General features: G+C 35.0%; 24 protein-coding genes, 1 pseudogene and 1 other annotated feature. Of the genes and pseudogenes, 2 read left to right on the plus strand and 23 right to left on the minus strand.

The window, feature by feature from the left end:
- Positions 1 to 21: 21 nt before the first annotated feature.
- Together BN1058_RS10025 and BN1058_RS10030 are read right to left on the minus strand one after the other, a co-directional pair.
- Entirely contained in the window at positions 22 to 834 is an 813-nt protein-coding gene (locus BN1058_RS10025) for an ABC transporter permease subunit (protein ID WP_176694493.1), read from the minus strand.
- Entirely contained in the window at positions 834 to 1,715 is an 882-nt protein-coding gene (locus BN1058_RS10030) for an ABC transporter ATP-binding protein (RefSeq protein ID WP_090856830.1), read from the minus strand. Before BN1058_RS10030 ends, BN1058_RS10025 begins: the two co-directional genes overlap by 1 nt.
- Before the next feature lie 139 nt (positions 1,716 to 1,854).
- Here BN1058_RS10030 and BN1058_RS10035 point away from each other — a divergent pair, with 139 nt between their 5' ends.
- Positions 1,855 to 2,454 carry a TetR/AcrR family transcriptional regulator gene (locus BN1058_RS10035; protein WP_090856833.1) on the plus strand — a complete coding sequence of 200 codons (600 nt, stop codon included), beginning with the start codon at positions 1,855 to 1,857 and terminating at the stop codon, positions 2,452 to 2,454.
- Between the two features lie 59 nt (positions 2,455 to 2,513).
- Here BN1058_RS10035 and pyrE read toward each other — a convergent pair whose 3' ends face one another.
- From pyrE to lspA, 12 genes and pseudogenes are all read right to left on the minus strand, one after another.
- Entirely contained in the window at positions 2,514 to 3,140 is a 627-nt protein-coding gene (gene pyrE / locus BN1058_RS10040) for an orotate phosphoribosyltransferase (protein WP_090856836.1), read from the minus strand.
- The gene (pyrF, locus tag BN1058_RS10045) at positions 3,130 to 3,843 is read right to left on the minus strand and encodes an orotidine-5'-phosphate decarboxylase (RefSeq protein WP_090856839.1); all 714 of its coding nucleotides are present in this window, start codon (positions 3,841 to 3,843) and stop codon (positions 3,130 to 3,132) included. The genes pyrE and pyrF overlap by 11 nt, the downstream gene beginning before the upstream one ends.
- Positions 3,836 to 4,750 carry a dihydroorotate dehydrogenase gene (locus BN1058_RS10050; protein ID WP_090856842.1) on the minus strand — a complete coding sequence of 305 codons (915 nt, stop codon included), beginning with the start codon at positions 4,748 to 4,750 and terminating at the stop codon, positions 3,836 to 3,838. Before BN1058_RS10050 ends, pyrF begins: the two co-directional genes overlap by 8 nt.
- Positions 4,747 to 5,514 carry a dihydroorotate dehydrogenase electron transfer subunit gene (locus BN1058_RS10055; protein WP_090856845.1) on the minus strand — a complete coding sequence of 256 codons (768 nt, stop codon included), beginning with the start codon at positions 5,512 to 5,514 and terminating at the stop codon, positions 4,747 to 4,749. The genes BN1058_RS10050 and BN1058_RS10055 overlap by 4 nt, the downstream gene beginning before the upstream one ends.
- Positions 5,511 to 8,711, minus strand: coding sequence for a carbamoyl-phosphate synthase large subunit (gene carB, locus BN1058_RS10060; protein WP_090856848.1), 3,201 nt, complete (start codon positions 8,709 to 8,711; stop codon positions 5,511 to 5,513). The genes BN1058_RS10055 and carB overlap by 4 nt, the downstream gene beginning before the upstream one ends.
- Positions 8,690 to 9,811, minus strand: a complete 1,122-nt coding sequence (locus tag BN1058_RS10065) for a carbamoyl phosphate synthase small subunit (protein ID WP_090856851.1) — start codon at positions 9,809 to 9,811, stop codon at positions 8,690 to 8,692. Before BN1058_RS10065 ends, carB begins: the two co-directional genes overlap by 22 nt.
- Positions 9,804 to 11,090: a dihydroorotase gene (locus BN1058_RS10070; protein ID WP_090856855.1), complete on the minus strand. Its 1,287-nt coding sequence runs from the start codon at positions 11,088 to 11,090 to the stop codon at positions 9,804 to 9,806. The genes BN1058_RS10065 and BN1058_RS10070 overlap by 8 nt, the downstream gene beginning before the upstream one ends.
- Positions 11,047 to 11,982 carry an aspartate carbamoyltransferase catalytic subunit gene (locus tag BN1058_RS10075; protein WP_090856858.1) on the minus strand — a complete coding sequence of 312 codons (936 nt, stop codon included), beginning with the start codon at positions 11,980 to 11,982 and terminating at the stop codon, positions 11,047 to 11,049. Before BN1058_RS10075 ends, BN1058_RS10070 begins: the two co-directional genes overlap by 44 nt.
- Before the next feature lie 60 nt (positions 11,983 to 12,042).
- Positions 12,043 to 13,410: a solute carrier family 23 protein gene (locus BN1058_RS10080; protein ID WP_090856861.1), complete on the minus strand. Its 1,368-nt coding sequence runs from the start codon at positions 13,408 to 13,410 to the stop codon at positions 12,043 to 12,045.
- 133 nt (positions 13,411 to 13,543) lie between these two features.
- A pseudogene (pyrR, locus tag BN1058_RS10085) lies at positions 13,544 to 14,095 on the minus strand (bifunctional pyr operon transcriptional regulator/uracil phosphoribosyltransferase PyrR); the annotation flags it as partial.
- Positions 14,096 to 14,285: 190 nt separating this feature from the next.
- A complete protein-coding gene (locus BN1058_RS10090) occupies positions 14,286 to 15,200 on the minus strand; it encodes an RluA family pseudouridine synthase (RefSeq protein WP_090856867.1) in 915 nt (304 codons plus the stop codon).
- Complete coding sequence (lspA, locus tag BN1058_RS10095; protein WP_090856871.1) at positions 15,197 to 15,664, minus strand: signal peptidase II; 468 nt, start codon at positions 15,662 to 15,664, stop codon at positions 15,197 to 15,199. Before lspA ends, BN1058_RS10090 begins: the two co-directional genes overlap by 4 nt.
- 377 nt (positions 15,665 to 16,041) lie before the next feature.
- On the opposite strand from lspA, the gene BN1058_RS10100 reads away from it, so the two are divergent.
- Positions 16,042 to 17,286 (plus strand): MFS transporter, encoded by a 1,245-nt coding sequence (locus tag BN1058_RS10100; protein ID WP_090856874.1) that lies wholly within the window; start codon positions 16,042 to 16,044, stop codon positions 17,284 to 17,286.
- Positions 17,287 to 17,484: 198 nt separating this feature from the next.
- Here BN1058_RS10100 and ileS read toward each other — a convergent pair whose 3' ends face one another.
- The 9 genes from ileS to sigG form a co-directional block, all read right to left on the minus strand.
- Positions 17,485 to 20,244 carry an isoleucine--tRNA ligase gene (gene ileS / locus BN1058_RS10105; RefSeq protein ID WP_090856877.1) on the minus strand — a complete coding sequence of 920 codons (2,760 nt, stop codon included), beginning with the start codon at positions 20,242 to 20,244 and terminating at the stop codon, positions 17,485 to 17,487.
- A 119-nt stretch (positions 20,245 to 20,363) separates the two neighbouring features.
- Positions 20,364 to 20,588, minus strand: a binding site (T-box leader).
- Positions 20,589 to 20,654: 66 nt separating this feature from the next.
- Positions 20,655 to 21,173: a DivIVA domain-containing protein gene (locus tag BN1058_RS10110; protein ID WP_090856880.1), complete on the minus strand. Its 519-nt coding sequence runs from the start codon at positions 21,171 to 21,173 to the stop codon at positions 20,655 to 20,657.
- A gap of 93 nt (positions 21,174 to 21,266) precedes the next feature.
- Complete coding sequence (locus BN1058_RS10115; protein WP_090856883.1) at positions 21,267 to 22,040, minus strand: YlmH family RNA-binding protein; 774 nt, start codon at positions 22,038 to 22,040, stop codon at positions 21,267 to 21,269.
- Positions 22,041 to 22,050: 10 nt separating this feature from the next.
- On the minus strand, positions 22,051 to 22,317 hold the full coding sequence (locus tag BN1058_RS10120) for a YggT family protein (protein ID WP_090856886.1): 267 nt from the start codon (positions 22,315 to 22,317) through the stop codon (positions 22,051 to 22,053).
- Between the two features lie 5 nt (positions 22,318 to 22,322).
- Positions 22,323 to 22,757, minus strand: coding sequence for a cell division protein SepF (locus tag BN1058_RS10125; RefSeq protein WP_090856889.1), 435 nt, complete (start codon positions 22,755 to 22,757; stop codon positions 22,323 to 22,325).
- 12 nt (positions 22,758 to 22,769) lie between these two features.
- The gene (locus BN1058_RS10130) at positions 22,770 to 23,450 is read right to left on the minus strand and encodes a YggS family pyridoxal phosphate-dependent enzyme (protein WP_090856891.1); all 681 of its coding nucleotides are present in this window, start codon (positions 23,448 to 23,450) and stop codon (positions 22,770 to 22,772) included.
- A gap of 29 nt (positions 23,451 to 23,479) precedes the next feature.
- Positions 23,480 to 24,280 (minus strand): peptidoglycan editing factor PgeF, encoded by an 801-nt coding sequence (gene pgeF, locus BN1058_RS10135; RefSeq protein WP_090856894.1) that lies wholly within the window; start codon positions 24,278 to 24,280, stop codon positions 23,480 to 23,482.
- A 131-nt stretch (positions 24,281 to 24,411) separates the two neighbouring features.
- Positions 24,412 to 24,660, minus strand: a complete 249-nt coding sequence (locus tag BN1058_RS10140; protein ID WP_176694494.1) for a YlmC/YmxH family sporulation protein — start codon at positions 24,658 to 24,660, stop codon at positions 24,412 to 24,414.
- A 255-nt stretch (positions 24,661 to 24,915) separates the two neighbouring features.
- On the minus strand, positions 24,916 to 25,695 hold the full coding sequence (gene sigG / locus BN1058_RS10145; RefSeq protein ID WP_090856900.1) for an RNA polymerase sporulation sigma factor SigG: 780 nt from the start codon (positions 25,693 to 25,695) through the stop codon (positions 24,916 to 24,918).
- Between the last annotated feature and the right edge of the window lie 25 nt (positions 25,696 to 25,720).

The following is a 25,720-nucleotide window of genomic DNA, read 5'->3' on the forward strand; positions in this document are numbered from 1 at the left end:
AATAGTTTCAAAAGAACACTTTTATAATGGTAAATTACGTTTTCTAAAAATAAATACGGCAAGTATATATGATATCAAACCAATTGCTGCAAGTATAATACAGGATAACCATACATCTGCATCACCACTTGCAATTTTTCCTGGTTCATATAATGAAAAAGGGGTAAAGTGACGGATCCATTCTATATCAGTTACAATTTTCCCCATCATATTCATTCCGTAGAATAAGAACGTTAATCCCCCTGCAAGTGAAAAGGCATTTCTTTCATCATTAAACATGGAAGAAATCAGAAGTGAATAGCCTCCAACTGCGAAAAACAATAGGAAGCCGACAAAATTAATCTCAAAAAATTCACTAAATGCAATGGTACTTTCCGTTTCAATTAAGAATTCACCAGCAAGAAAACCAGCACCAAATGTCAATATATGAATGATGATAAGTCCACTAATAAGCACCAAAATTTGTGTAATGACAACCTGCGCACGAGAAACACGAGTTGATAATAAATATGCCATAGAACCGCGATCAACAAATCTTGCGAGCAGTTGAATGGCCATCATGACACTAAACACACCTAAAATAAGCAAATAAAATAAACCGTAATATTCTGCTGAAATGAATTGCCCGTAATTGTTGAAAGTTTCTAAACCGAGTGCACGTAATAGGGCATCTGGAAACATATCCATCATCCCTTCAATCTCTTCCATATTATCTTCAATCATTGGAAATAAAGAAGTCATTAATGTAACATAAATAGCTGAACCGATACCAAAACCAAAAAAAGTTTTTACATTTGTTTTCATCATTTGTGAATAGAGTGATAGATTCATCATCATACTTCCTCTCTACTATAATAATCCATAAAAATTTGTTCTAAACTTTGTTCGTCCGCACTTATATTTTTCACATGATAGCGAGATAAAATATGAATAAAAGTATCATAGTTACCCTGAAGCTCTATTTGAACAACAAAATCATCTATTTTTTCAGGTTTAAGCTCAGAAGCAAGGATCGCTTTAACATCTTCTTGTTTTGTCAATGTTACATTAAAGACTTTTCGCTGCATACTTTGGAGTTCATGTATGTTACTTATTGTTACAATCTTGCCATCGCGAATAATCGCAGCTCTGTCACACGTACGTTCAATTTCTGAAAAGCTGTGTGAAGACATAAGAAACGTTTTCCCTTTTGCTTTTTCCTCAAGCACCAAGTCGATGAACACTTTTTGCATAAGTGGATCCAAGCCTGATGTAGGCTCATCAAGTATATAAATATCGGGATCATGCATAAAAGTTGCAACAATGCCTACCTTCTGCTTCATCCCTTTTGACATTTTTCTTATAGGTGTTTTTGGATTAAATTGTAGTTTCTCAATAAGTTCTGCTCGTCGTCCTTTATTATGGACACCTTGCATACCTCCGATCATATTGAGAAAATCATTGCCCGTCAATCCATCTATAAAAGCAATTTCACCCGGGAGATAACCGACATGACTACGTGCTTCTGCTTGTTTTTCCCAAGCATCTAAGTCCTTAATTTTTGCCTGACCTTTCTGTGGTTTCATATAACCCATTAAATGACGTATCGTTGTTGATTTACCACTTCCATTAGGGCCAAGAAATCCGAATACTTCCCCCTTCTCAACACTAAAAGTGACATCAAAAATCCCTTTCCCATTAGAAAACTGTTGTGTCAGATTGTCGATTTGGATCATTGTCTCTCCTCCTAAATGATGAAATATATTCTTTATTTCATTACATTTATTTTATTCTTTTGAAACAAGCAAGTCAATGATATAATGAAATATATAATCAATTATATTACACTAATTATACTTATGAGGTGAACGATATATGAATGGTTTTGAAAGAAGAACAGAGAAGATAAAACAACGAATCAAACAAGCAACCATTGATTTATTAATAGATATGGAACCACGTAACTTGAGGATTATTGATATCGTTAAGCAAGCAGATGTCTCACAAGTAACTATTTACAAACATTTTGGTAGTAAAGAAAACCTCATTCGTGAAGCTGTACAAGACTGGTATATGGATATACTAGAAAGGACAGTAAACTATATGAAAGACCCAGAAAAAAGTTTCCAAGATAAAATTTCTTTTATCATTTTTAATAAAAAGCAATCTGTTCATCAATTTAGTATAGACAAATTAAATAAGCTAATGTTAGAAGACAATGGAATGAAAACATTCATCAATAAGGTTTATCATGATCATACTTTACCACTTATGATAGATTTGGTTGAACAAGGTAGAAAGGAAGGTGCTATTCATCATACCTTTCCCACATCATTAATTATGTTTTACTTAAACATATTTATGGAAAAAGCAGCATCATTAACAGACTTCGCAAAAAATTACACGAGTGAGGACGCGTTTATAGAGGATATCATGCAATTGTTTTTTTATGGAGTTACTGGTAAGAGACACTGATTAAGATACTCAACAACTATTATTATAAAGAGTGGGCAAATTTGTTTTGCCCACTTCATTTATTCATCTTTATTAAAACTATCTCGCCAATCGATTAGACTTTGATACTCTTCCTTGGTTATTGTTTCTTTATCTAGCAATAAAGTATTTAAGATATCAAAATTGGTTAACGTACGTAATTTGAGGTTATGTTCTTCAAAAGATCTTGTTGCTTGAGGCAATCCATAAGTAAAAATTGCAATAACAGCTAATACTTCCACACCTTCCTTACGCAATACCTCTGCTGTTTCGATTGCAGATCCGCCAGTAGAAATAAGATCTTCGATTACGACAACTTTTTGCCCTTTAGTAACTTTCCCCTCTATTTGATTACCCTTCCCATGTCCTTTTGGCTTCGATCGCACATAGACCATTGGTAAATTCAACTTATCCGCTAGCCATGCCGCATGAGGAATACCTGCAGTCGCACAACCTGCAATACAATCTGGTTGTTCTTCTAATTGCTTTATTTCTGCCACAAAAGCATCCGCAATTCTGTTTCTTATTTCAGGATACGATAACGTTAATCGATTATCACAATATATCGGAGACTTTATCCCTGACGTCCAGGTAAACGAACGATCCGGCTTAATTTGTACAGCTTTCATTTGGTATAAGTCGTTTGCTAACTGTTTACTAATCGACATGATTCCACTCCTTCAATGCTTGTTCATACATTTGTTTAGGTTTTTCTGCTTCCGTAATACTTCTGCCAATAACTAAATAATCTGCACCCATTTGTTTAGCTAACTGAGGTGTTGCAATTCGTTTTTGATCGTTACTACTTGTATCTGTTAATCGTATACCAGGAGTAACAGTTAAAAAATCATTTCCACAGACATTTTTAATTCCAGTCGCTTCATGCGCAGAGCAAACCACACCATCAGCCCCTTGCTCTTTTCCCATTTTAGAAAAATGCGTCACCATATTAGCTAAGGGATGTGCAATTCCCAACTGTGTATTTAACATGTTTTGATCCATCGATGTTAAAACAGTTACCACTAACAATTTAGGTTGCTTTTCACCATATGGAGTACCATCCATTAAACCTTGTTTGGCAGCTTTAATCATATCTGCACCACCAAATCCATGTACATTTACAAAATCAACGCCTATCTGTGCTAAGTTACGCATAGATTTATAGATCGTTGTCGGTATATCATGTAGTTTCAAATCTAAAAATATAGCATGATTTTGCTTTTTTAATTTCTTTATGACCTCGGGTCCTTCACGGTAAAATAACTCCATTCCAACTTTAACAGGAATACCTTCTAAATGATTCTCTTGTAAAAAAACACTTGTTTGTTCCCATGTAGGAAAATCAAGAGCTAAGTATATCGGTTCATTCATAGATATGCCCCTTCCCAATTGCATCTTCCACAGATGAAAAACCATATTCTTCTAATACTTTTGGTAACGACGAAATAATTTCCGGGCAAATAAATGGATTTTCGAAATTAGCTGTTCCAACAGCAACGGCATTTGCTCCTGCTAATAAAAATTCCAATACATCTTCCGCACAAGTTATACCGCCCATACCGATAATCGGAATATCTATATGCTGTTTAACTTGGTATATCATTCGAATGGCAACAGGTTTAATAGCAGGACCAGACAAACCCCCAATTTTATTAGCTAAAATAGGCTTTCTTGTTTGAAGATCAATTTTCATACCAGTCAATGTATTAATCATTGACAGTCCATCTGCACCAGCTTTTGCTACAGCATCAGCTATTTCAACAATATTTGTTACATTTGGTGATAACTTCACATATAAAGGAACATTACTTTGTGCTTTTACTCTTTTTGTTACTTCAGAGGCTAGATAAGGATCTGTACCAAATTGCACGCCCCCTTCTTTTACATTGGGACAAGAAATATTTAATTCAATTGCTGCTACATGTTTTGTATTTTTTAGCGTTTTAGCTACCATTTCATATTCCTCTATCGTACTTCCTGCGACATTGGCAATAATCGGGGTATCATAAGCTTGTAATCTTGGTAATTCAGAATCTATGATATTAGCTACACCGGGATTTTGTAGCCCAATCGCATTTAGCATACCAGAAGTTGTTTCGGCTACACGGGGTGTGGCATTTCCGTATCTAGCTTCTGCAGTCGCAGCTTTAATAATAATTGCACCTAATTGATTTAAATCATAAAAATTACTATATTCCGTACCAAATCCAAAACAACCAGAAGCGGGCATAATCGGGTTTTTCAATGATAATCCAGGTAAAGAAACTGCTAAGTTCATGCTAGAATCACCTCATTTGCATCAAATACTGGACCGTGTTGGCAAATTTTCTTATAGCCACCATCTCGGCTAGGTAAAACACAAGCAAAACAAGCACCTACACCGCATCCCATTCGTTCTTCCAAAGAAATATAACCTGGTTTATCTTCTAACTCTTTCGTTACCCCTTTAAGCATAGGGGTAGGTCCACAAGAAAAGTAATAATCAAAGCTTGGTTGTATTGCTTGATAGATGTCTGTAACAAACCCACTATAACCATAGCTTCCATCATTTGTTGCAATATACACCTTGCCTAATGCTTGAAATTCTTCTTCAAAAAAAACCTGTGAAGCTGTTTGAAAACCTAAAATAGATGTAACGGATACGCCTCTATTAACTAACTGTTTTGCTAAATAATATAAAGGGGGGACACCAATTCCTCCCCCAATTAACAGAGCATGCTTCATTGTTAGCTTATCAATCGGATAGGAAGATCCACAAGGCAACAACGCATCGATTTTATCCCCTGTTTTTTGTTTACTTAAATAACCTGTCCCTTCACCTACAGTTTTAAAGATAATCTTAATTATTTGATTGGAGTGATCTACATCAGCTATAGAAATAGGGCGACGTAACATGTGTGTATGATCCTGACCAATTTTTATGTGAATAAATTGGCCAGGCTGAATGTCCAACGTAGATTCTTCGCTTAATAAATGCATTAAAAATGTTGATTTAGCTATTTTTTCATTATGTGCAATGGTCAAATTAGCTTTTCTAATCATCTGATCACCTCTTGATTTGCAACTGCTGGCTGTGCCGAAAATGTAGTTGAGTCAATGACATTTAATATTGCAGTAGCTGTATCTAAACTTGTTAAACATGCAATACCGTGCTCCACCGCTTCTCGTCGAATACGAAAACCATCTGATCTAGGACGTTTACCAGAAGTAAGTGTATTAATGACAAACTGCACTTCACCATCCTCTATAATCGACAACACATTCTTTTTGCCTCTTCCAATTTTTCCAACCGTAGTCACTGGTAATTGATCGTTCGATAAATAGGCTGCTGTACCCTCTGTTGCATATAATTGAAACCCAAGTTGATGAAATCTTTTGGCAATTTCAGCTGCTTCTTTTTTATCTTTATCTGCAACTGTCAATAGTACCGATCCTTCCATCGGAATATTTAATCCAGATGCAATTAATCCCTTGTAAAGAGCTTTTTCTAATGTTTTATCTCTTCCAATTGCTTCACCAGTTGATTTCATTTCAGGTCCAAGCATGATGTCAACACTTCTTAATTTAGCAAAAGAGAATACCGGTACTTTGACAGAAACATGCTCTGGTTCTTCTAGCACTCCATCTCGATAGCCCATTTCTTGTAACGTGTTACCCATAATACACTTTGTCGCTATATTTGCCATGGTAACGCCAGTTATTTTACTGAGGAACGGAATCGTTCTACTTGCTCGAGGATTAACCTCTAATACATAAACCGCATCATGATGCACAACAAACTGGATATTGATTAATCCTTTCACTTTCATTTCTTTTGCTATTTTTATCGTTATGTCGACTAATTCTTGTTTAATTGCAGGTTTGAGACGCTGTGTTGGATATACGGCTATTGAATCTCCAGAATGAACTCCTGCCCGTTCAATATGTTCCATTATCCCTGGAATAATAGTTGTTTCACCATCACTTATTGCATCAACTTCGACTTCAATTCCAGTTAAATACTTATCGATAAGCACTGGATGTTTATGTTTCATTTTCGTATTTTTTTCTAAGTAAGTAAACAGTTCTTCATCACTATAAACAATCTCCATTTGGCTTCCACCAATAACATAAGATGGTCGAACTAACACCGGATAACCAATCTCGTTTGCTGCTTCTTTTGCTTGATCTAACTGTTTCACACTTTTTCCTTTTGGTTGGGGGACGTCAATACGGGATAGCATTTGTTCAAACTTATCACGGTCTTCTGCAACATCAATTGCTTCAAGCGCAGATCCTAAAATGGATACACCGCGACGCTCCAATCCATCTGCCAAATTAATTGCTGTTTGGCCACCAAATTGTACAATGACACCAATTGGTTTCTCTAATTCCACTACATGCATGACATCTTCTAACGTTAACGGCTCAAAGTATAGCTTATCTGAGACACTAAAATCAGTTGATACTGTTTCAGGATTATTATTTAAAATAATTGCTTCATATCCAGCTTCTTTAAGCGCTAATACAGAATGAACCGTTGCATAATCAAATTCAATACCTTGTCCAATTCTTATAGGCCCTGATCCTAACACAAGTACTTTTTTTCGATTAGACGAAATGGATTCTTGTTCTTCTTCATACGTACTATAATAATATGGTGTAGCAGATTCAAATTCGGCAGCACAAGTATCTACCATCTTATAAACTGGCAATATTTTTTCATCCATACGTTTTTGATAAATTTTATCAACATCTATCTTCCATATCCTTGAAATATGCTCATCAGAAAATCCTATCTCTTTTGCTGTTCGTAATAATTCGATAGATTGTGGCGCTTCAGATAATTGCTTTTCCATGTAGATTATATTGTATAATTTCGATAAAAAATATGGATCAATCTTTGTGAGGTTATGAATTTTTTCAAGTGATACCTCTCTTCGCATTAGTTCCGCAATATAATAGATTCGTTCATCATCTACTTTTATTAAGTTTTCTAATAAATCATCTACGGTTTTATCTGTTAAATAAGGTAAAATGAAATCTTCTCCATTATTATCAAGGGAACGAATTGCTTTTAAGAAAGATTCTTCAAATGTTCTCCCTATCGCCATTACTTCACCCGTTGCCTTCATTTGGGTACCAAGCGTTCTGTTTCCTGTAGTGAATTTATCAAATGGAAATCTAGGGAATTTTGTTACTACGTAATCCAGAGCTGGTTCAAAAGCAGCATAGGTTGTTTTAGTAATCGGATTTTTAATTTCATCTAATGTTAAGCCTACCGCAATTTTTGCTGCTATTTTTGCTATTGGATAACCTGTCGCTTTAGAAGCTAGTGCAGATGAACGACTAACTCTTGGGTTAACCTCGATAATATAATAATCAAAGCTGTCAGGATCTATTGCTAATTGAACATTACATCCACCTTTAATTTCCAAAGCTCGAATAATTTTTAAAGATGCGTTACGCAATAGTTGATATTCCCTATCGCTCAACGTTTGTGAAGGGGCAACAACAATAGAATCACCAGTATGTATACCAACCGGATCAATATTTTCCATATTACAAACAACAATCGCTTGATCGTTTTTATCTCGCATTACTTCATATTCAATTTCTTTGAATCCAGCAATATTTCGTTCAATTAAACATTGATTCACAGGTGATAATGCTAAGCCGTTGCGAGTGATATCTTTTAATTGTTCGATGTTGTAACACATACCTCCACCTGTTCCACCTAACGTATAAGCTGGTCTAACAATTAAAGGAAAACCTATATTGTTCGCAAATTGAACAGCTTGATCTATGCTTGTCACAATTTTGCTCTCCGGAACAGGTTCATTTAATTGATGCATAAGATTTCGAAATTTCTCACGATCCTCCGCTAATTGAATAGCTTCTAATGAAGTACCAAGTAATTCTGTTTGATGTGCCGCTAGTACACCCTTTTCTTCAAGTTCAACGGCTAAATTAAGACCCGTTTGACCACCCAAAGTCGGGAGAATAGCATCTGGTTTTTCTTTTTGAATAATCTTATCTATAAATTCCACAGTTAATGGTTCCATATATACCGTATCTGCAACGGTTGCATCTGTCATAATCGTGGCAGGATTAGAGTTAGCCAAAATAACAGTATACCCTTCTTCTTTCAACGCCTGGCACGCTTGCGTACCTGAATAATCAAATTCAGCAGCCTGACCAATAATAATCGGTCCTGATCCAATAACAAGTATTTTATTTATATCTGTACGTTTTGGCACACGATCGACTCCTTTACAGTTGATTTATACGAATCAATTTTTGTTAAAAAATCATCAAACAAATAGCTAGTATCTTCTGGACCTGGAGAACTTTCAGGATGATATTGCACTGAAAAGGCAGGATATTTCTTATGGGTGATACCCTCTACAGTTCCATCATTTAATGCGATCTGCGTTAAGATTAATTCTGTTTTCTCTAATGAATCAACGGTTACTGCATAACCATGATTTTGTGACGTGATATGTGTTTTTCCTGTAGTTAAATCTTTGACGGGATGATTTGAACCCCTGTGTCCAAATATCATCTTTTTTGTATCTGCTCCACACGCTAATGCTAATAGTTGATGTCCTAAACAAATACCGAAGATGGGGATTTGGTTTATCACTTCTGCAATCATTTTTATTGCTTCTGGAACATGTTTTGGATCACCAGGTCCGTTTGTTAAAATTATTCCATCCGGCTTTAACCGCAAGATTTCTTCTGTACTATAATGATATGGAACAACAGTGACATGACAATTTCTTTTTGTTAATTCTCGTAAAATACCGTATTTCATACCAAGATCGACCAAGACGATTCTTTTTCCTCTACCAGGGACAACATATGGCTTCACTGTTGATACTCTACTCACTTGATCTTCCATTAAGGGTGTATCTTTTAATCTACGATCATATTTTTTATGAGAGTACTCTTTATAAGCTTCCGTCAAGATTCCTTTCATTGTCCCATGTTTTCGAATAATTTTTGTTAATTTTCTTGTATCTATATTTGAAATAGCTGGGATACTCTTTGCTTTTAAAAAATTGTCTAACGATTCTTCGCTTCTAAAATTAGATGGTTCTTGACATGCCTCTTTTACAACAAATCCGCGAATGGAAGGATTAATGGTTTCAAAATCTTCTCTATTGATACCGTAATTTCCTATTAATGGATAAGTCATAGTAACAATTTGACCACAGTATGAAGGGTCAGACAGTATCTCTTGATAACCTGTCATTCCTGTATTAAAAACAACTTCACCAATACTTTCTTGCGTACTCCCAAACGCTTCACCTGTAAAAATAGTGCCATCTTCAAGAATTAGTTGTCGCTTATACATTGTTATCCTCCTTAAAAACAATCTCACCTTCAACGATTGTTAACAAAGGTTTTCCAGTTACTTCCCATTTGTCGAAGGGTGTATTTCTCCCTTTAGAAAGAAAATTATTTTTATTAATATCCCATTTTTCTGTTATATCTAGTATCGTTAAATCGGCTTTGTTGCCTACTTCCAATTCACCTGTTTTCATCCCAAACACTTGTGCAGGTTTAATCGTCAACCAATCTAATAATTGTTTTAATGTAACCACATTTGTTTTAACAAGATGTGTATACAAGAGTGGAAATGCCGTTTCTAAACCAACGATGCCAAAAGGAGCATCATTCATCCCTCTTGCCTTTTCTTCTTCTGTATGTGGTGCATGATCTGTTGCAATAAAATCAATCGTGCCATCAAGTAGCCCTATTAGTAATGCCTGCTGGTCTTCTTTAGAACGAAGGGGAGGATTCATTTTATAATTTGAATTTACTTCTGTTATATCACATTCATTTAACAGTAAGTGGTGAGGTGTTACTTCCGCGGTCACACGAATTCCCGCACGTTTGGCATCACGTATCACTCGAACAGATTCTTTCGTACTGACATGACAAACATGATAGTGACAGCCAGTAGCTTCTGCTAATAATACATCTCTTGCGATTTGTGTCGATTCACAAATAGAAGGTATTCCATTGAGTTTCAGTTTTTTACTAGTTAATCCTTCATGCATCACACCACTATGAATCAAGGAATTATCTTCACAGTGTGCGACAATAGCCATATCTAATGCTGCCGCTTGTTGCATTGCTTGGTACATTTGATCAGCAGTTTGAATACCAACACCGTCGTCAGTAAAGGCAAAAGCACCTGCCTCTTTTAATTCCTTCATATCCGAAAGTTTTTCACCATTCAAACCTTTTGTAATTGATGCATACGGCAAAACGTTAACTGTTGCTGATTGGTCAATTCGTTGACCAATCCATTCTAATATATGTTTGTCGTCAGGAACTGGATTTGTATTAGGCATTGCACATATGGTTGTATATCCGCCTTTAGCTGCTGCTTTTGTCCCCGTTTCAATTGTCTCTTTCGCTTCACCACCTGGTTCTCGTAGATGAACATGTACATCAATAAATCCAGAAGAAATAATATGCCCTTTTCCATCAATAATTACTTCATCGTTTAGCTGTTTTACTTCTGGTGCAATTTCAGATATAACACCATTTGAAACTCGTATTTGACACAACTCTAATGCATTATTTGACAATAATCGGTTGACGTTTTTGATAATAATTCCCATGCGTAATCCCCCTTGATTGACATAGTTGGTAAATGACAGCCATTCGTGTTTTTACACCATTTTCCATCTGTTTAAAGATTCGTGAGTTCTTACATTCTACTAATTCACTATCAATTTCTACTCCTCTATTTACTGGTGCAGGATGCATGATGATCGCATGATCTAACATATTATTGGCTCTTTCTTTTGTTAAACCATAATCAGATAAATAACTTGTTTTATAAAGACGATTATGTTGCTTATGTCTTTCCTCTTGAACACGTAATAGCATAATAACATCACATATCTTTACTGCTTGATCCAGTTCCATGTATGGAAAATCAAGACTAGGATCCTGCCATTCTTTTTTGCAAGATAAGAATACATTTGCACCGAGCGTTTGTAAGGCATATGCGTTAGAACGTGCTACACGACTATGTTTAATGTCACCTACAATCGCAACATTCAGACCACGAAATTCTTTGAATTCTTCATACATCGTGTATAAATCAAGTAAGCATTGCGTTGGATGCTCTCCAGTTCCATCTCCAGCATTAATAATTGGAATATTAATTTGTTTAGCTAATTGTTGTGCCGTATTGTTTGTTGAATGACGAATAACTAGAAAGGAAGCACCAATTGATTCGAAGGTTTTAGCTGTGTCATACATACTTTCACCTTTTAGTGTACTTGAAGACTCATTATGAAAATCTAATGCTTCTATACCAAGCTTTCTTTCAGCTACAAGGAAACTCATTTTTGTTCGCGTACTTGGTTCAAAAAATAAATTCCCTGCAAATAACTGCTCCTTAAAAGGTGTACTACCGTTGTTATAATCCATCTCATCACTAAGTTTAATTAACTGCATTAATTCATGTTCTGTAACATCCTTCATGGAAACAAAATGATTCATAATTACTTCCTCCCTTAGTTTAAGGGACTGTCTTTTTCATTTAAGACAGTCCCTTTTTCATTAATTTTCATCTATATTTTCATCTGATTTAAACATTTTTCCATTGCCATAACCAGATTCTTTTCCTGGTAAAATCAGATTTAATACTACACCTGTAATAGCAGCCAATGCCATCCCTGCTATTTCTATATTCACTCCTGCAATATCAATTCGCACTAGAGCTCCTCCAATACCTATGACTAAAATAACAGAAGCTATAATTAGATTTCGATTATTACCTAGATCAATTTGATTATCAACGAGCATACGCAGACCACTAGACGCTATAATACCGAAGAGAAGGATAGATACACCACCCATTACTGCTGTTGGAATAGAATTGATGATATCCGGAATAATGCCAATAAATCCAAAGGTAATTGCTAGTACTGCAGCTCCACCGATAACAAACACACTGAATACTCTTGTAATTGCAAGTACACCAATGTTTTCGCCATAAGTCGTATTTGGCGGTCCACCTAATGCAGATCCAATTATTGTTGCTACGCCATCACCTAAAATTGAACGATGTAAACCGGGTTCTTTAATGAAGTTTTTTCCTGCTACTTTTGATAAAACCATTTGATCCCCGATATGCTCAGCAATTGTTACAGTTGCAACAGGTACCATAATCCAGAAAATACTCCAACTAAAAATGTCAAATGGATTATAATCTTTAAATGGTATGACAAATTCAGGTAGTACAAAGACAGCTCCTAAAAATGCTCCTACAGAATCAGCTTCAACAATGGAATTCCAAGTTGCGCTTATAGTAGAGGTATCTACAATGCCTAGAATTAGCGAACAAATATAACCAGAAATAATACCTATTAATATTGGGATAAGTCCGAAAAATCCTTTAAAGAATAATGATCCAATAACAGTAATTGAAAGCGTCAATACAGCAACCATAAAGTGTTTTCCACTATAACTGCCATCTACATTCATCGCCATATCTACTGCAGTTGGTGCCAATCCTAATCCAATAACAATGATGACTGGTCCTACAACAACTGGGGGTAAAATTTTCATTAACCAATCTAATCCGAAAGATCCAATTAATAGTGCTAATATACCGTATACTAAACCTGCAAAAAAACTACCTACCATTGCTCCAGGAACGCCACTCTCAGCTATTGCGGAACCAATTGGTGCAATAAAAGCAAAGCTTGATCCTAAATAAGCAGGTATTCTCCCTTTTGTAATTAACAAATATGCTAGTGTACCTGAACCACTTGAAATAAGTGCAACAGCTGGTGGTAAACCTGTTAAAAATGGAACTAATATTGTAGAGCCAAACATTGCAAATAAATGCTGTAAACTTAACATAAACCACTTTGATTTTGGTGGAACATCTCGTATATCCATTACCATATCTAATCTTGTCATAACAACTTCCTCCTCTGATTCTGACCATAAAAAAACCTCTTTGCAACGTTGCAAAGAGGTACACATGTAGCATTAAAAACACATACACGTATCCTATGGCAACCTTGCAAGTCTCTCTGGACTTAATTAAAGGTTAATTATTTTTTTCATAAATACTTACTTTATCCTCTTGATCAGTTTCATCAAGTGCTACCATTATCACTTCATTTTGTGATGTTGGAATATTTTTACCAATATAATCTGCACGTATTGGTAACTCTCTGTGTCCTCTATCAATTAATACTGCTAACTGAATTTGAGATGGTCGGCCCTGATCAATAATCGCATCCATTGCGGCTCGAACCGTTCTACCTGTAAATAATACATCATCAACTAATATTACTTTTTTCCCAGAGATTTTTTCATGAATGTCTGTGTGATGTATTTCTGGTTCATCATTTTCAACTGCATGGCTTAAATCATCTCGATACAAGGTAATATCAATTTCACCAATTGGTACTTCTACAGACTCTATTGAGATTATTTTTTCTTGCAGTCTCTTAGCTAATGGTACTCCTCTTGTTTTGATCCCAACTAGCATCAAATTGTCGACACCTTTGTTTCGTTCCAAAATCTCATGTGCGATTCGTGTAAGCGCACGATTGATAGCTGCTTCGTCTAAAAGAACTGCCTTTTGTTTCATTACACTATCGCTCCTTTTATTAGATTGACCCTTATCACCCTAAACAGTAAAAAAACCCTTTTCTCCGTCAGAAGAAAAGGGTTTTGGATATACCTACACAAATGTAGTATTTACCGATTCCTTTTCAGCCTCACGGGACTGTAATTAAAGGTCATTTAACTACTAATAATTATTCCATCGATCATTCATTTTGTCAATGGGATTCCTTCACTTTTTCTAATGTTTCTAAAAATATTTCTGGAGGAGCCACTTCAAAATGCATCCATTTATTTGATCTAGGATGCTCAAACCCTAATTCCCTTGCATGTAAAGCTTGACCATCTATTTTCAAAGTCTTTCTTGGCCCATATTTCGGATCTCCAACTAATGGAAAACCGATATACTTCATATGGACTCGGATTTGGTGTGTCCTACCTGTTTCTAAAACACATTTCACATAGGTGAATCGATCATCAAATCGATCAATTACTTCAAAATGTGTAATAGCAGGTTTTCCTCCTGATATAACTGCCATCTTCTGTCGGTCCTTTGGATCTCGACCAAGAGGAGCTTCAATGGTACCATACTCATGCGGTATAGCCCCATGCACAATTGCTTCATAAGAACGTTTTACTGTTTTAGCTTGTAATTGTTCTGCCAAATGTTGGTGTGCTTGATCATTTTTAGCTATCATTAACAAACCACTTGTATCACGATCAATTCGGTGGACAATTCCTGGACGAACAACTCCATTTATCCCTGATAAATCCTTACAATGATACAGCAATGCATTCACAAGCGTACCATTAGCGTGACCAGCTGATGGATGAACTACCATACCTCTTGGCTTGTTAACAACAATGACATCCTGATCCTCAAAAATAATATCTAGTGGAATGTTTTCTGGTTCAACATACAATGGTTCTGGTTCTGGTATCTCCCATGTAACTATATCATTGGCTAAGCATTTATAATTACTTTTTACTTGCTTATTATTAACGAGACAATAGCCCTCTTTGATCCACGTCTGAATCTGTGATCTGGAAGTATCGGGTAAAACGCTTGTTAATACTTTATCAATACGCATACCACGCTCCTCTTGTTTGACTGTATATTTTTCACTTGTCATGTTTGTTTACTTCCTTTCCTTTTTTCATCAATAAATGTCGCGATCAAAATCAATATCACACCAATGACTAATGAAGAATCTGCAACATTAAAGATTGGATAATCGTAACTACCAATATATACATCAAAGAAGTCGACAACTTCTTTACGGAATAACCGATCAATGAAATTACCAATTGCTCCACCTAGAATAAGAGCAAGTGAAATCCCTGTTAGCATACTATCCTTTGCAAATTTCTGTATGTAATATACAATAACTACAATAACTATGCTGGTTATTATGTAAAAGAACCCCATCTGTCCGGCAAGTATTCCCCAAGCAGCACCGGTGTTTCGATGTGAAGTAATGTAAAAGAAATTTTCAATAATTGATATACTTTCCCGTAAATCCATGTTTGCAACCACCCACCATTTTGTGAGTTGGTCAATAACAATCATTACAAATGCGATTACGTAATAACGCATTAGTCTCCCCCGTCTCTTTATTTAAATTTACTCTTTTGCATTTTACCATAAAGTAAACCTTCAATCCATTGCGTTGTACATTAGGAGGGAAGAAATTCGTTTTACGATAATAATTTTTTATAACAAACATTTCTTTTATAGATTTGAGTAGGATACAATTTCCGACTAGAGACTGTCGCATCCGTATCGTTATTCCTATATGCTAAACAACAGAACAGTTCACTAATTGTTTCTCTCTATCTAGTTCAATTAAAAACTACTATGGTAGGAAGCTATTTGAGAATCAAGTATTATTAACACGCTGTCAAAACTTATACAATTATATAAATGGCTACCGTTTTATTACGGATTAGGCAGAAGAAAGTAGGCGAATTTATATGGGATCGTTTCGTAATTATCATAGGAATATTAAAATAAGAATAGGTCAGATATTTTTAACGGATATGGTAGCAGGTGCAATATTTCCTTTTATCGCAATTTACTTTGCAAACTATTTTGGAGCTACAGTAACAGGTATCCTGCTAATCGCAAATGTAATCATTAGTTTATTTGTAGGTTTATATGGGGGTTATTATTCTGATCTAATTGGCAGAAAAAAATTAATGGTTTTAGCTGGGGTTATTCGAATGATTGCGTTTTCCATCATGACACTTGCTAATTCTCCCATTTGGCTATCTCCTGAGATCACCTTTCTTATGGCGATTTTAATTACAGCATCTTTTGGATTAGATGGGCCAGCTGCTGATGCTATGATTATCGATATTACCAAGCCTAGTGAACGAAAAGGAGTGTATGCTTTATTGTATTGGAGCTTCAATCTTGCCTTTGCAGTTGGTGGGATCCTTGGCGCATTAACATTTAATAATTATTTATTTGAATTATTATTAACAATGACTTTAACGAGTATCGCTTCAAATATATTAATTATCTTTTTTATCTCAGAAACAATGGAAAAACCACAGACTATAGATGATAAAAACGTCTTAAAACAGATGTTTCATAGTTATAAAGATGTTGCGGGAGATAAGCTGTTTATTCTATTCGTTGTTGCTGGACTCCTTATTCAATCAATCGAAAATCAATTAGAAAATTATATTGCCATTCGATTGAATAATGACATGCCTATACAAGAAATTTTGGGATTTGCCGTTTCTGGTGTTGAGATGGTAGGTTTTCTAAAATCTGAAAATACTATTATCGTTGTTGTTCTAACCGTTTTTATCACCAAAATAGTAACTCGTTTTAAAGAAAGTGACACATTTCTATGGTCTATTGCGATTTTTACTATTGGGTATGTAGGTATCAGCTTTTTTAATAATATTTGGTTATTGTTCGGATTTATGATACTTGCTACAGTTGGTGAGCTTATGCGTGTACCTATTCAATCTGACTTTCTAGCAAGTATTCCTACAGATGATAAACGTAGTTCTTATATGGCCGTATATGGTCTTGTATTTAATGGTTCTATGATGATTAGTTCTTTGTTTGTTACACTTGGAGGAATATTTCCTAAGGAGATCATGTCTATATTAATCATGCTTTGTGGTCTAACTGGTATCATTATTATGAAGTACATCATGAGTGATTTAAAAGCCAAAAGAGATGCACAAGCAACAACATAATATAATGATATAGAAAGTTTTAGATTATTTTGTGCGTTTGTAAATAGTTTCTTTACAAAAAATACAAAACATAGGATACAAAAACTTCCCCTTAAGGAAAACAGACATTTGTTTTTTGCTGTTTTCCTTAAGGGGAAAATATTAACTTAAGTTATTGATTAGATTCTACTATAAACAAAATTACTTTATTTAGCTTTTTTACATTTCATCTTGATAATGTTTTTTAACAATTGTGGCACAGCGAACGCATAAACCTGAGTGTTCAGCGACTTCTCCAACAGAATCTGAAGCTACCCAACAACGTTCACATTTTTCACCTTCATGTTTTTCTACCTTAACTGTCACATGCTCATAATTTGTTGCATTTGTTAGATCAGTTACTAATTCTACCTCAGAAACAATGAATAATTGGTGTAAATCTTCAATACTCTCTAAAAGATTCTTTGTTTCTTCGCTATTAGCAGTAATCTTTAATTTTGCTTCTAGAGATTTCCCAATAACTTTTTCCACACGTGCTTCTTCTAATGCTTTTAATACATCATCACGTACATTCATAAATAGATCCCATTTTTCTTGTAGATCTTCTTGATTTGTAATTTCTCGTGCTACTGGCATATCAGTTAATTGTACACTATCTTCTTGAACACCTGGAATGAAACTCCATGTTTCTTCAGCAGTATGTGTAAGAATTGGCGCAAGTAATTTCACCAAACTAGAAATGATTTCATAATACACTGTTTGAATACTACGACGTCTCGGATTCTCTTTGGCTTCAATATATAAGATATCTTTTGCAAAATCTAAATAGAAGGCACTTAATTCAATCGAACAGAAATGATGAATGGTATGATAAACCGTAGAGAAATCGTACGCATCATAAGCTTTTGTCACTTTTTTGATTAATTGTTGTAATCGAAGCAACATATAACGGTCTACTTCTTGCAATTTACTATCTTCTACCACATCGTTTTCCGGATCAAAATCTGCTAAATTTCCAAGTAAGAATCTAAATGTATTTCGAATTTTTCGATACCCTTCCGATGTTTGTTTAATGATTTCATCAGAAATTCGAACATCCGCTTGATAATCAACAGACGCTACCCAAAGGCGAAGAATATCAGCACCGTATTGCTTCATAATTTTAGATGGAACAACGACATTTCCAACAGATTTACTCATTTTACGTCCCTGACCATCTAAAGCAAATCCATGACTAATAACTGTTTCATATGGTGCTTTTCCTGTCACTGCGACAGCTGTTGAAATAGATGAATTGAACCAGCCACGATATTGATCAGAACCTTCTAAATACACATCTGCTGGGCGACGTAATTCTGGTCTCTCTTCTAGTACGCCTTGATGAGATGAGCCAGAGTCAAACCAAACATCCATAATATCCATTTCCTTAGTAAATGTGCCGTTAGGGCTATGCTCTGATGTAAATCCTTCTGGCAATAAATCTTTTGTATCCCATTCAAACCAAATGTTAGAACCATGTTCTCTAAATAATTTGGAAACGTGTTGAATCGTTTCATCTGTAATGATTGGTGTTTTATCTTCACCGTAAAATACTGGAATTGGCACTCCCCATGTACGTTGACGAGAAATACACCAATCTGCACGATCACGAACCATATTATAAAGACGTGTTTCTCCCCACTTAGGCACCCAATTGATTCGATTAATTTCAGCTAAAATAGCTTCTCTAAAATCTTTAATAGATGCAAACCACTGATTTGTTGCACGGAAAATGGTTGGCTTTTTCGTACGCCAATCATGTGGATAGGAATGTGTGATAAAGTTAAGATGTAGTAATGCTCCTACTTCCTCAAGTTTTTGAGTGATTTCTTTATTTGCTGCATCATAAAATAATCCTTCAAATCCAGGTGCTTCGTCAGTAAATACTCCTTTTTCATCTACCGGACATAATACATCTAAACCGTATTTTTTTGCAATATTGAAGTCATCTTCCCCGTGTCCAGGTGCAGTATGAACAAGACCTGTACCACTTTCTGTTGTTACATGATCACCTAAAATAACAAGGGAATCACGATCATATAGTGGGTGTTTAGCAACTAACCTTTCCGCATCGTTTCCTTTAAATGTTTTTACTATTTCATGGTTCTCCCAGTTCAAAACTTCTGCAATTTGATCAATCATATCTTCTGCAACAATATACTTTTGACCAGATACATTGACAACCGCATAGGAGAGTTCAGGATGGACTGCAATAGCTAAATTTGCAGGAATCGTCCATGGTGTAGTAGTCCAAATGATAAACTTCTCATCACCATCTAATAATGTGCCAGGTTCTTTGACGTCAAATGCTACGTAAATAGAAGCAGATCGTTTATCTTGATATTCGATTTCTGCTTCAGCAAGTGCTGATTCAGATGATGGTGACCAGTAAACAGGTTTTAATCCTTTATAAATGTAACCTTTTTTAGCCATCTCACCAAATACTTCAATTTGCGCTGCTTCATATTCCTTTTCTAAGGTAATATACGGATGATCCCAATCCCCACGCACACCAAGTTGCTTAAATTGTGTGCGTTGATTATCTACTTGTTTCATAGCATATTCTGCACATTTTCTTCTAAACTCTGCAGTTGTCATTTTTTTACGATTTACTTTTTTCTTCGCTAAAGCTTGTTCAATTGGTAATCCGTGCGTATCCCAGCCAGGAACATATGGGGCATGAAAACCACTCATTGATTTATATTTTACAATGAAATCTTTTAAAATTTTATTTAAGGCATGCCCCATGTGTAAATCTCCGTTTGCATATGGGGGGCCATCATGCAATATGAATAAAGGTCTACCTTCCGTACGTTTTTGAACCTGTTGATATAAATCTTTTTCTTCCCATTCTTGTTGCATCTTTGGTTCCTTATTTGGTAAATTTCCTCTCATTGGGAATCCTGTTTTCGGCATTAACAACGTATCCTTGTAATCCATTATATCTCCTCCAATTTCTTTCTTATTCAGGTGTCAAGGTTTGTTATCTACTATTAAAGAAAACAACCCTTCGTTTAAACTTAAACTATTTGAAAATAAAAAAAGTCCTCTACATCCCTGTAAGGGACGAGAAGACTCGCGGTACCACCCTTCATAAATGAAGATAACTACTAATATCTTCATCCACTCAGCATCGTAACGTGATGTATACGTCTCATTTTACTCTAATTTCAAATGAGAAGCTTCAGGGTGATCTTCAAATAAGAAACTGTGTTAGGCTTTCACCAATTCCTAACTCGCTTAAACAGTTCTTCTTATTTTACTCTCCCTTGCATTGCCAATTAAAATATTAATAATAGTATAGCCTTATGTGAATGAATTATATGTAATAATAGCAAAAACGTCAAGGACTAATAATTATTTGTTTCTGATTCTTCTTGGTCCTGATAAACATCATCATCCATCGCCGTATCGAGTAATCCATCCCAATCATCGTTCTCAATTAACTCTAATTGTGCTTCAACAAGCATTTTTAAACGTGTGCGGAAAACTTTTGCTTGCTTTTTTAATTCTTCAACCTCAATGGCAATTCGTCGAGATTTTTGCAATGCTTCGTTAATAATTCGATCTGCATTCTTTTCAGCCTCTTTAATAATTAGCTTGGATTCCTTTGTAGCGTTTCCTTTTACTTCCTCAGCAGTTTCTTGGGCAATTAAAATCGATTTATTTAACGTTTCCTCGATATTCGAAAAATGGCCTAATCTTTCTTTCATATCTTCTACTTGTTGCTTCAATTCCTTTTTTTCACGTATTACTAATTCATAATCTTTAATTACTTGATCTAAAAATTCATTTACTTCATCTTCGTCATAACCTCTAAAACCACGTGTGAACTCTTTGTTATGGATATCCAATGGTGTCAATGGCACAATGGCCACCTCCTTATGAAGTATTTTATAAACATATTTGTTTTTACTATACAACATTTCGACAATTATAGTTAAAAATCCTGCTTCTTTTATTTAAATTAATATAGAGTACCTAATGATCCACTTATCTTTTTTCGATTGACCAAGTAATTCAACTAATTTACTACGTCCTTTACCTCGAAAGGAAAAAGTATCACCAGACTCAATCTTGAAAGCTGGATCTTCTACTTTTTTAAAATTCACTTTAATGAGGCCTTTATTTATAGCTTGAGAAGCTGTTTGTCTAGAAACTCGATATATTTCTTTAATTAAAACATCTAATCGCAAGCTACTAACGGTGGCTTGCCGTTCATGCCATTGCTCTTTACTTTTTAATGATTCTTCAATCGGAACTCTATCCCATTGTATGGATGCATTCTTTATGGATTTTAAATTCAATTCAACAAAAGAAGCTATATCATCAGATACCGCAATCTGAATGCGTTGATCATCGATGACAATATCTCCTAATTTCCGTCTTACTAACCCTTGAGAAATAAACGCACCTAATACATCACGATGTTTAATCGCAACAAATTTATTTGGATAACTTGCTTGTAATAAAACCATTGGAAAATCAGACAAATCGATTAGGTGATAGAAAGGAGCTAATACCGCTTGTTGTCTTTCAGCTTGTTCTCCCCCACCAAAAAACCGAAGAATAAACTGGTCGTCATTCCCAATTAGGCTTTTAAAAATTTGTTGTTCTCGTGGATCTAAAAAATCACTGTATTTTATTCTATGCTGTATCTCTACTTGATCTTTCCATGATAATACCTGATCAATAAACGGTTGTTCCTCTTTTCTAAAATGTTGGTATATTTCCATTTTTTCACCTTTACCACATAAACCAGCTAAACAAAACCCCAACACCTTGTGGGATAAGATATGTTAATACTAAAATGGCTACAATTGGTGAGATATCTAACATTCCTATTGGAGGAATTATTTTACGAAACGGCTCTAAATAAGGTTCGCAGATTTTCGCCAAAAATTCTCCAATTGATGATTCTCTTGCACCAGGAAACCATGACATTAAAATATAGATGACCAATGCCATACTATATAAGTCAATTAACCCTAAAATAATAGAATACAAACCCATATAATTTACCACCCTCGTTCAAAATCTTCTTCTTCACTTACTAACTGCGTAATACTACCAGAAACATCTACATTCTCAGGCGTACATAAAAAAGTATGCGGGCCTAATTTTTGCATTTCTCCTGAAACAGCATATACCGTTCCTCCTAAAAAATCAACAATTCGTTTTGCTTGTTGATAATCTATTCTTTGTAAGTTTATCACGACGGAACGACGATTCACAATATGATCAGCAATTTCTTGTGTTTCATCATAGGACCTAGGTTCACAAAGAACAACTTTTGCAGTTGATTTTACTGATTTTAAACTCACTACATTTTGTGGTTGATGTTTCTCGCTGCGAGACATATTTTCTGTCTCTTCTTGTTCTTCTTCTGTGTATTCGTATTCATACTCATCTTCAACAGAAAATAACGTTTTAAGTTTATTCTTAATACTCATTTTTTCACCTCTTTATTCATTCGCTCCAACAAGACTTGAACCGATTCGAATATAAGTAGCACCCTCTTCAATAGCAATGTTGTAGTCATTACTCATCCCCATAGATAATTCTGAACAAGGGGCATAGTCTAGATGTAAACCTTGTACTTCGTCTCGTAATGCTCGTAACTGACGGAATGTATCTCGTAGGAACGACTCATCTTCAGTTAGAGGCGCCATGGTCATTAAACCAACGACATGAATATTCGGATAATCTTGCAATTTTTTAATGAAATCAATTACTTCTGATGTTGGTAGACCGTGCTTTGATTGTTCTTCACTTGTATTTACTTGTATAAAACATGAAATTCGCTTAACCGATCGTTTATTTATTTCTTTTGCTAATGATAAACGGTCAAGTGAGTGAATAAAATCAATCTCATTTATCACATGTTTCACTTTCTTTGATTGGAGGGATCCAATAAAGTGCCAGACGATATCTTCATCAGTTAAATGATCACGCTTTTCTTTTAAGCCTTCCATTCGGTTTTCACCTAGGTTAATGATACCAGCTTCAATAGCTTCTGCAGCACGCTCTATACTGACATATTTAGTTACCCCAACAATCGTGACTTCATCAGGATTTCTACCTACTTCCGCACATGCATCACTTATTTTTTTTTGTATATCATTTAAGTTAGCTTGTACACTCAATTCACATTACCCCTTCTATTTGTTCGGTTTCATCTTCTGCCAATATAACCTAACATTCTTCCTGTTTGTCCATTTTCGTAGCGATGCGAAAAAAACAAGGAATCACTGTATGTGCATAGGCTTGACTGATATATATTTTTTGGTTGAATACCTTGATCAATTAAAATATAATAGTTTAGTTTTGAGAGATTAAATAAGTAATTAGAGTTATCTAACTGATTTGTTACAAGATTACGCCATTTGGCCGGAATATGATCATATACATACTGGTCAATTTCATAATTACAGTAAGCAATCGATGGACCAATAGCAACAAGTAATGTATCTAGATTTGCCCCCTGCTCCTGTAATTTTTCAACCATACAACCGGCCATTTGATTTACAGTACCTTTCCAACCTGCATGAGCAATCCCGATCCAATTAGTCGATGTATCCCAAAAATAAAGTGGCACACAATCAGCAAACATGGCACTTAATAATACGTTTCTCTCCTTTGTAATTAAACCATCCGTATCTTGGAGAGCTGTTGAATCATGAAATGCACCTTTTCCTTTATCATCTGGTGTAACGACATGGATTGCAACCCCATGTGTTTGTTCCCCCATCACCCAGTTCTCAATTGGGTAATGTAGTAATTGACTCAATAACTTCCTATTAGTCAGAACATCTACTTTGTTATCATTCACATGCAATCCTAAATTAAAGGAGTCAAACGGTGGTTCACTAACGCCGCCTTTCCGTGTAGTAAGTCCGACAGTTAAATTAGGATTACTATCATGCCAATTTTTTAATTCAACTATAGATGAATGAGTTTGAATAAAAGGTTCCAAATCATTCGCTCCTTCGTATTTTTTACTATTTTATCATATAATTGAATTAAATTCTTATGAAAATCGAAATATGTTTAAATTACTCATTTTTTAGCTTTAATGATACTATTAATAAATCTACAACCTGTTAATTATTCTAGATTACTCTTCTTTGTTTGTATTAAAATAACATCAGAACCCACCGTAACAATATCTTTCCACGGAATTATAATTTCCTCTTGCTTCCCAAACAAAGGAATAACTTTGTTCTTTGCGGCTACAATTAAGTGTGTGATTATTCCTTTTTCCTCGTTAATATCTAGGTCAACAATCATCCCTATTTTCTCTCCACTTTCTACTAAGATAATCTCTTTTAACTGCATATTTGTTAAAGTTACCATATTCATACCCCCACCTTTTACTAGTGATTATATGCAAGGTTTATTATTTTTTTATCTATTTCACCGAAAAATCAGGTTAATTTATAAAAGTATAAAAGAAATTAAATTTAATTTCTGAACGAAGCATGTTTATATAGGTATTAGTAAATTCAATCACCTATTATATTTAAAAAACAGATACCCCCTTTAGTACAGGTGTATCTGCTTCTCAAAAAATCATATTAAATAATAGTATTTCATTTTACTATTGATACCTTATTCAAACATTTCTTTATTCATTTCTTGCATTGCTGCTTTTTCTAACCGTGAAACCTGTGCCTGGGATATACCAATCTCTTCAGCAACCTCCATTTGTGTTTTCCCTTGAAAGAAACGTTTCGTTAAAATCATTTTTTCCCGTTCGTTGAGACGGTGCATCCCTTCTTTTAATGAAATTTGATCTAGCCAATTAGCCTCTTTGTCTTTATCATCGCTAATTTGATCCATTACAAAAATAGGATCTCCACCATCATTATAGATTGGTTCAAATAAAGATACGGGGTCTTGAATGGCATCCATCGCAAAAACTATGTCAGCATGTGGAACACCCATTTCTTTAGCAATCTCCATAGGTGTTGGCTCTTTTAAAGATTTGCTCATTAACTTTTCTCTTACTTGTAATGCTTTATATGCCGTGTCACGTAAAGATCTAGAAACACGAATGGGATTATTATCCCTTAAATAACGGCGAATTTCGCCAATAATCATAGGTACAGCGTAAGTAGAAAATCTAACATTTTGCTTCAAATCAAAATTATCGATTGATTTCATCAAACCGATGCAACCTACTTGAAATAAATCATCACCATACTCTCCACGATTTTGAAATCGTTGTATAATACTTAATACTAAACGTAGATTTCCATTGACTAATTTTTCTCGCGCACTTAAGTCACCATCTTGCATTTCTTTAAACAATTTACGCATTTCGTCATTTTTAAGTACAGGTAATGTAGATGTATCTACACCGCAAATTTCAACTTTATGTTTTGTCATGATTTACCCTCCCGTTTGGAGATGC

Source organism: Paraliobacillus sp. PM-2 (genome assembly GCF_001368815.1).
Classification (GTDB): Bacteria; Bacillota; Bacilli; order Bacillales; family Amphibacillaceae; genus Paraliobacillus.

Excerpts from the sequence above, each read along its gene's own strand:
- BN1058_RS10065 (WP_090856851.1), bottom strand. The coding sequence starts at position 9,811 with ATGTATAAGCGACAACTAATTCTTGAAGATGGCACTATTTTTACAGGT.
- BN1058_RS10070 (WP_090856855.1), bottom strand. The coding sequence starts at position 11,090 with ATGGGAATTATTATCAAAAACGTCAACCGATTATTGTCAAATAATGCA.
- pyrF (WP_090856839.1), bottom strand. The coding sequence starts at position 3,843 with ATGAATGAACCGATATACTTAGCTCTTGATTTTCCTACATGGGAACAA.
- BN1058_RS10100 (WP_090856874.1), top strand. The coding sequence starts at position 16,042 with ATGGGATCGTTTCGTAATTATCATAGGAATATTAAAATAAGAATAGGT.
- lspA (WP_090856871.1), bottom strand. The coding sequence starts at position 15,664 with ATGCGTTATTACGTAATCGCATTTGTAATGATTGTTATTGACCAACTC.
- pyrE (WP_090856836.1), bottom strand. The coding sequence starts at position 3,140 with ATGTCGATTAGTAAACAGTTAGCAAACGACTTATACCAAATGAAAGCT.
- BN1058_RS10075 (WP_090856858.1), bottom strand. The coding sequence starts at position 11,982 with ATGAATCATTTTGTTTCCATGAAGGATGTTACAGAACATGAATTAATG.
- BN1058_RS10115 (WP_090856883.1), bottom strand. The coding sequence starts at position 22,040 with ATGGAAATATACCAACATTTTAGAAAAGAGGAACAACCGTTTATTGAT.
- BN1058_RS10055 (WP_090856845.1), bottom strand. The coding sequence starts at position 5,514 with ATGATTAGAAAAGCTAATTTGACCATTGCACATAATGAAAAAATAGCT.
- ileS (WP_090856877.1), bottom strand. The coding sequence starts at position 20,244 with ATGGATTACAAGGATACGTTGTTAATGCCGAAAACAGGATTCCCAATG.
- BN1058_RS10120 (WP_090856886.1), bottom strand. The coding sequence starts at position 22,317 with ATGGGTTTGTATTCTATTATTTTAGGGTTAATTGACTTATATAGTATG.
- BN1058_RS10125 (WP_090856889.1), bottom strand. The coding sequence starts at position 22,757 with ATGAGTATTAAGAATAAACTTAAAACGTTATTTTCTGTTGAAGATGAG.
- BN1058_RS10090 (WP_090856867.1), bottom strand. The coding sequence starts at position 15,200 with ATGACAAGTGAAAAATATACAGTCAAACAAGAGGAGCGTGGTATGCGT.
- BN1058_RS10050 (WP_090856842.1), bottom strand. The coding sequence starts at position 4,750 with ATGAACTTAGCAGTTTCTTTACCTGGATTATCATTGAAAAACCCGATT.
- sigG (WP_090856900.1), bottom strand. The coding sequence starts at position 25,695 with ATGACAAAACATAAAGTTGAAATTTGCGGTGTAGATACATCTACATTA.
- BN1058_RS10025 (WP_176694493.1), bottom strand. The coding sequence starts at position 834 with ATGATGAATCTATCACTCTATTCACAAATGATGAAAACAAATGTAAAA.
- BN1058_RS10140 (WP_176694494.1), bottom strand. The coding sequence starts at position 24,660 with ATGGTAACTTTAACAAATATGCAGTTAAAAGAGATTATCTTAGTAGAA.
- BN1058_RS10080 (WP_090856861.1), bottom strand. The coding sequence starts at position 13,410 with ATGACAAGATTAGATATGGTAATGGATATACGAGATGTTCCACCAAAA.
- BN1058_RS10030 (WP_090856830.1), bottom strand. The coding sequence starts at position 1,715 with ATGATCCAAATCGACAATCTGACACAACAGTTTTCTAATGGGAAAGGG.
- BN1058_RS10035 (WP_090856833.1), top strand. The coding sequence starts at position 1,855 with ATGAATGGTTTTGAAAGAAGAACAGAGAAGATAAAACAACGAATCAAA.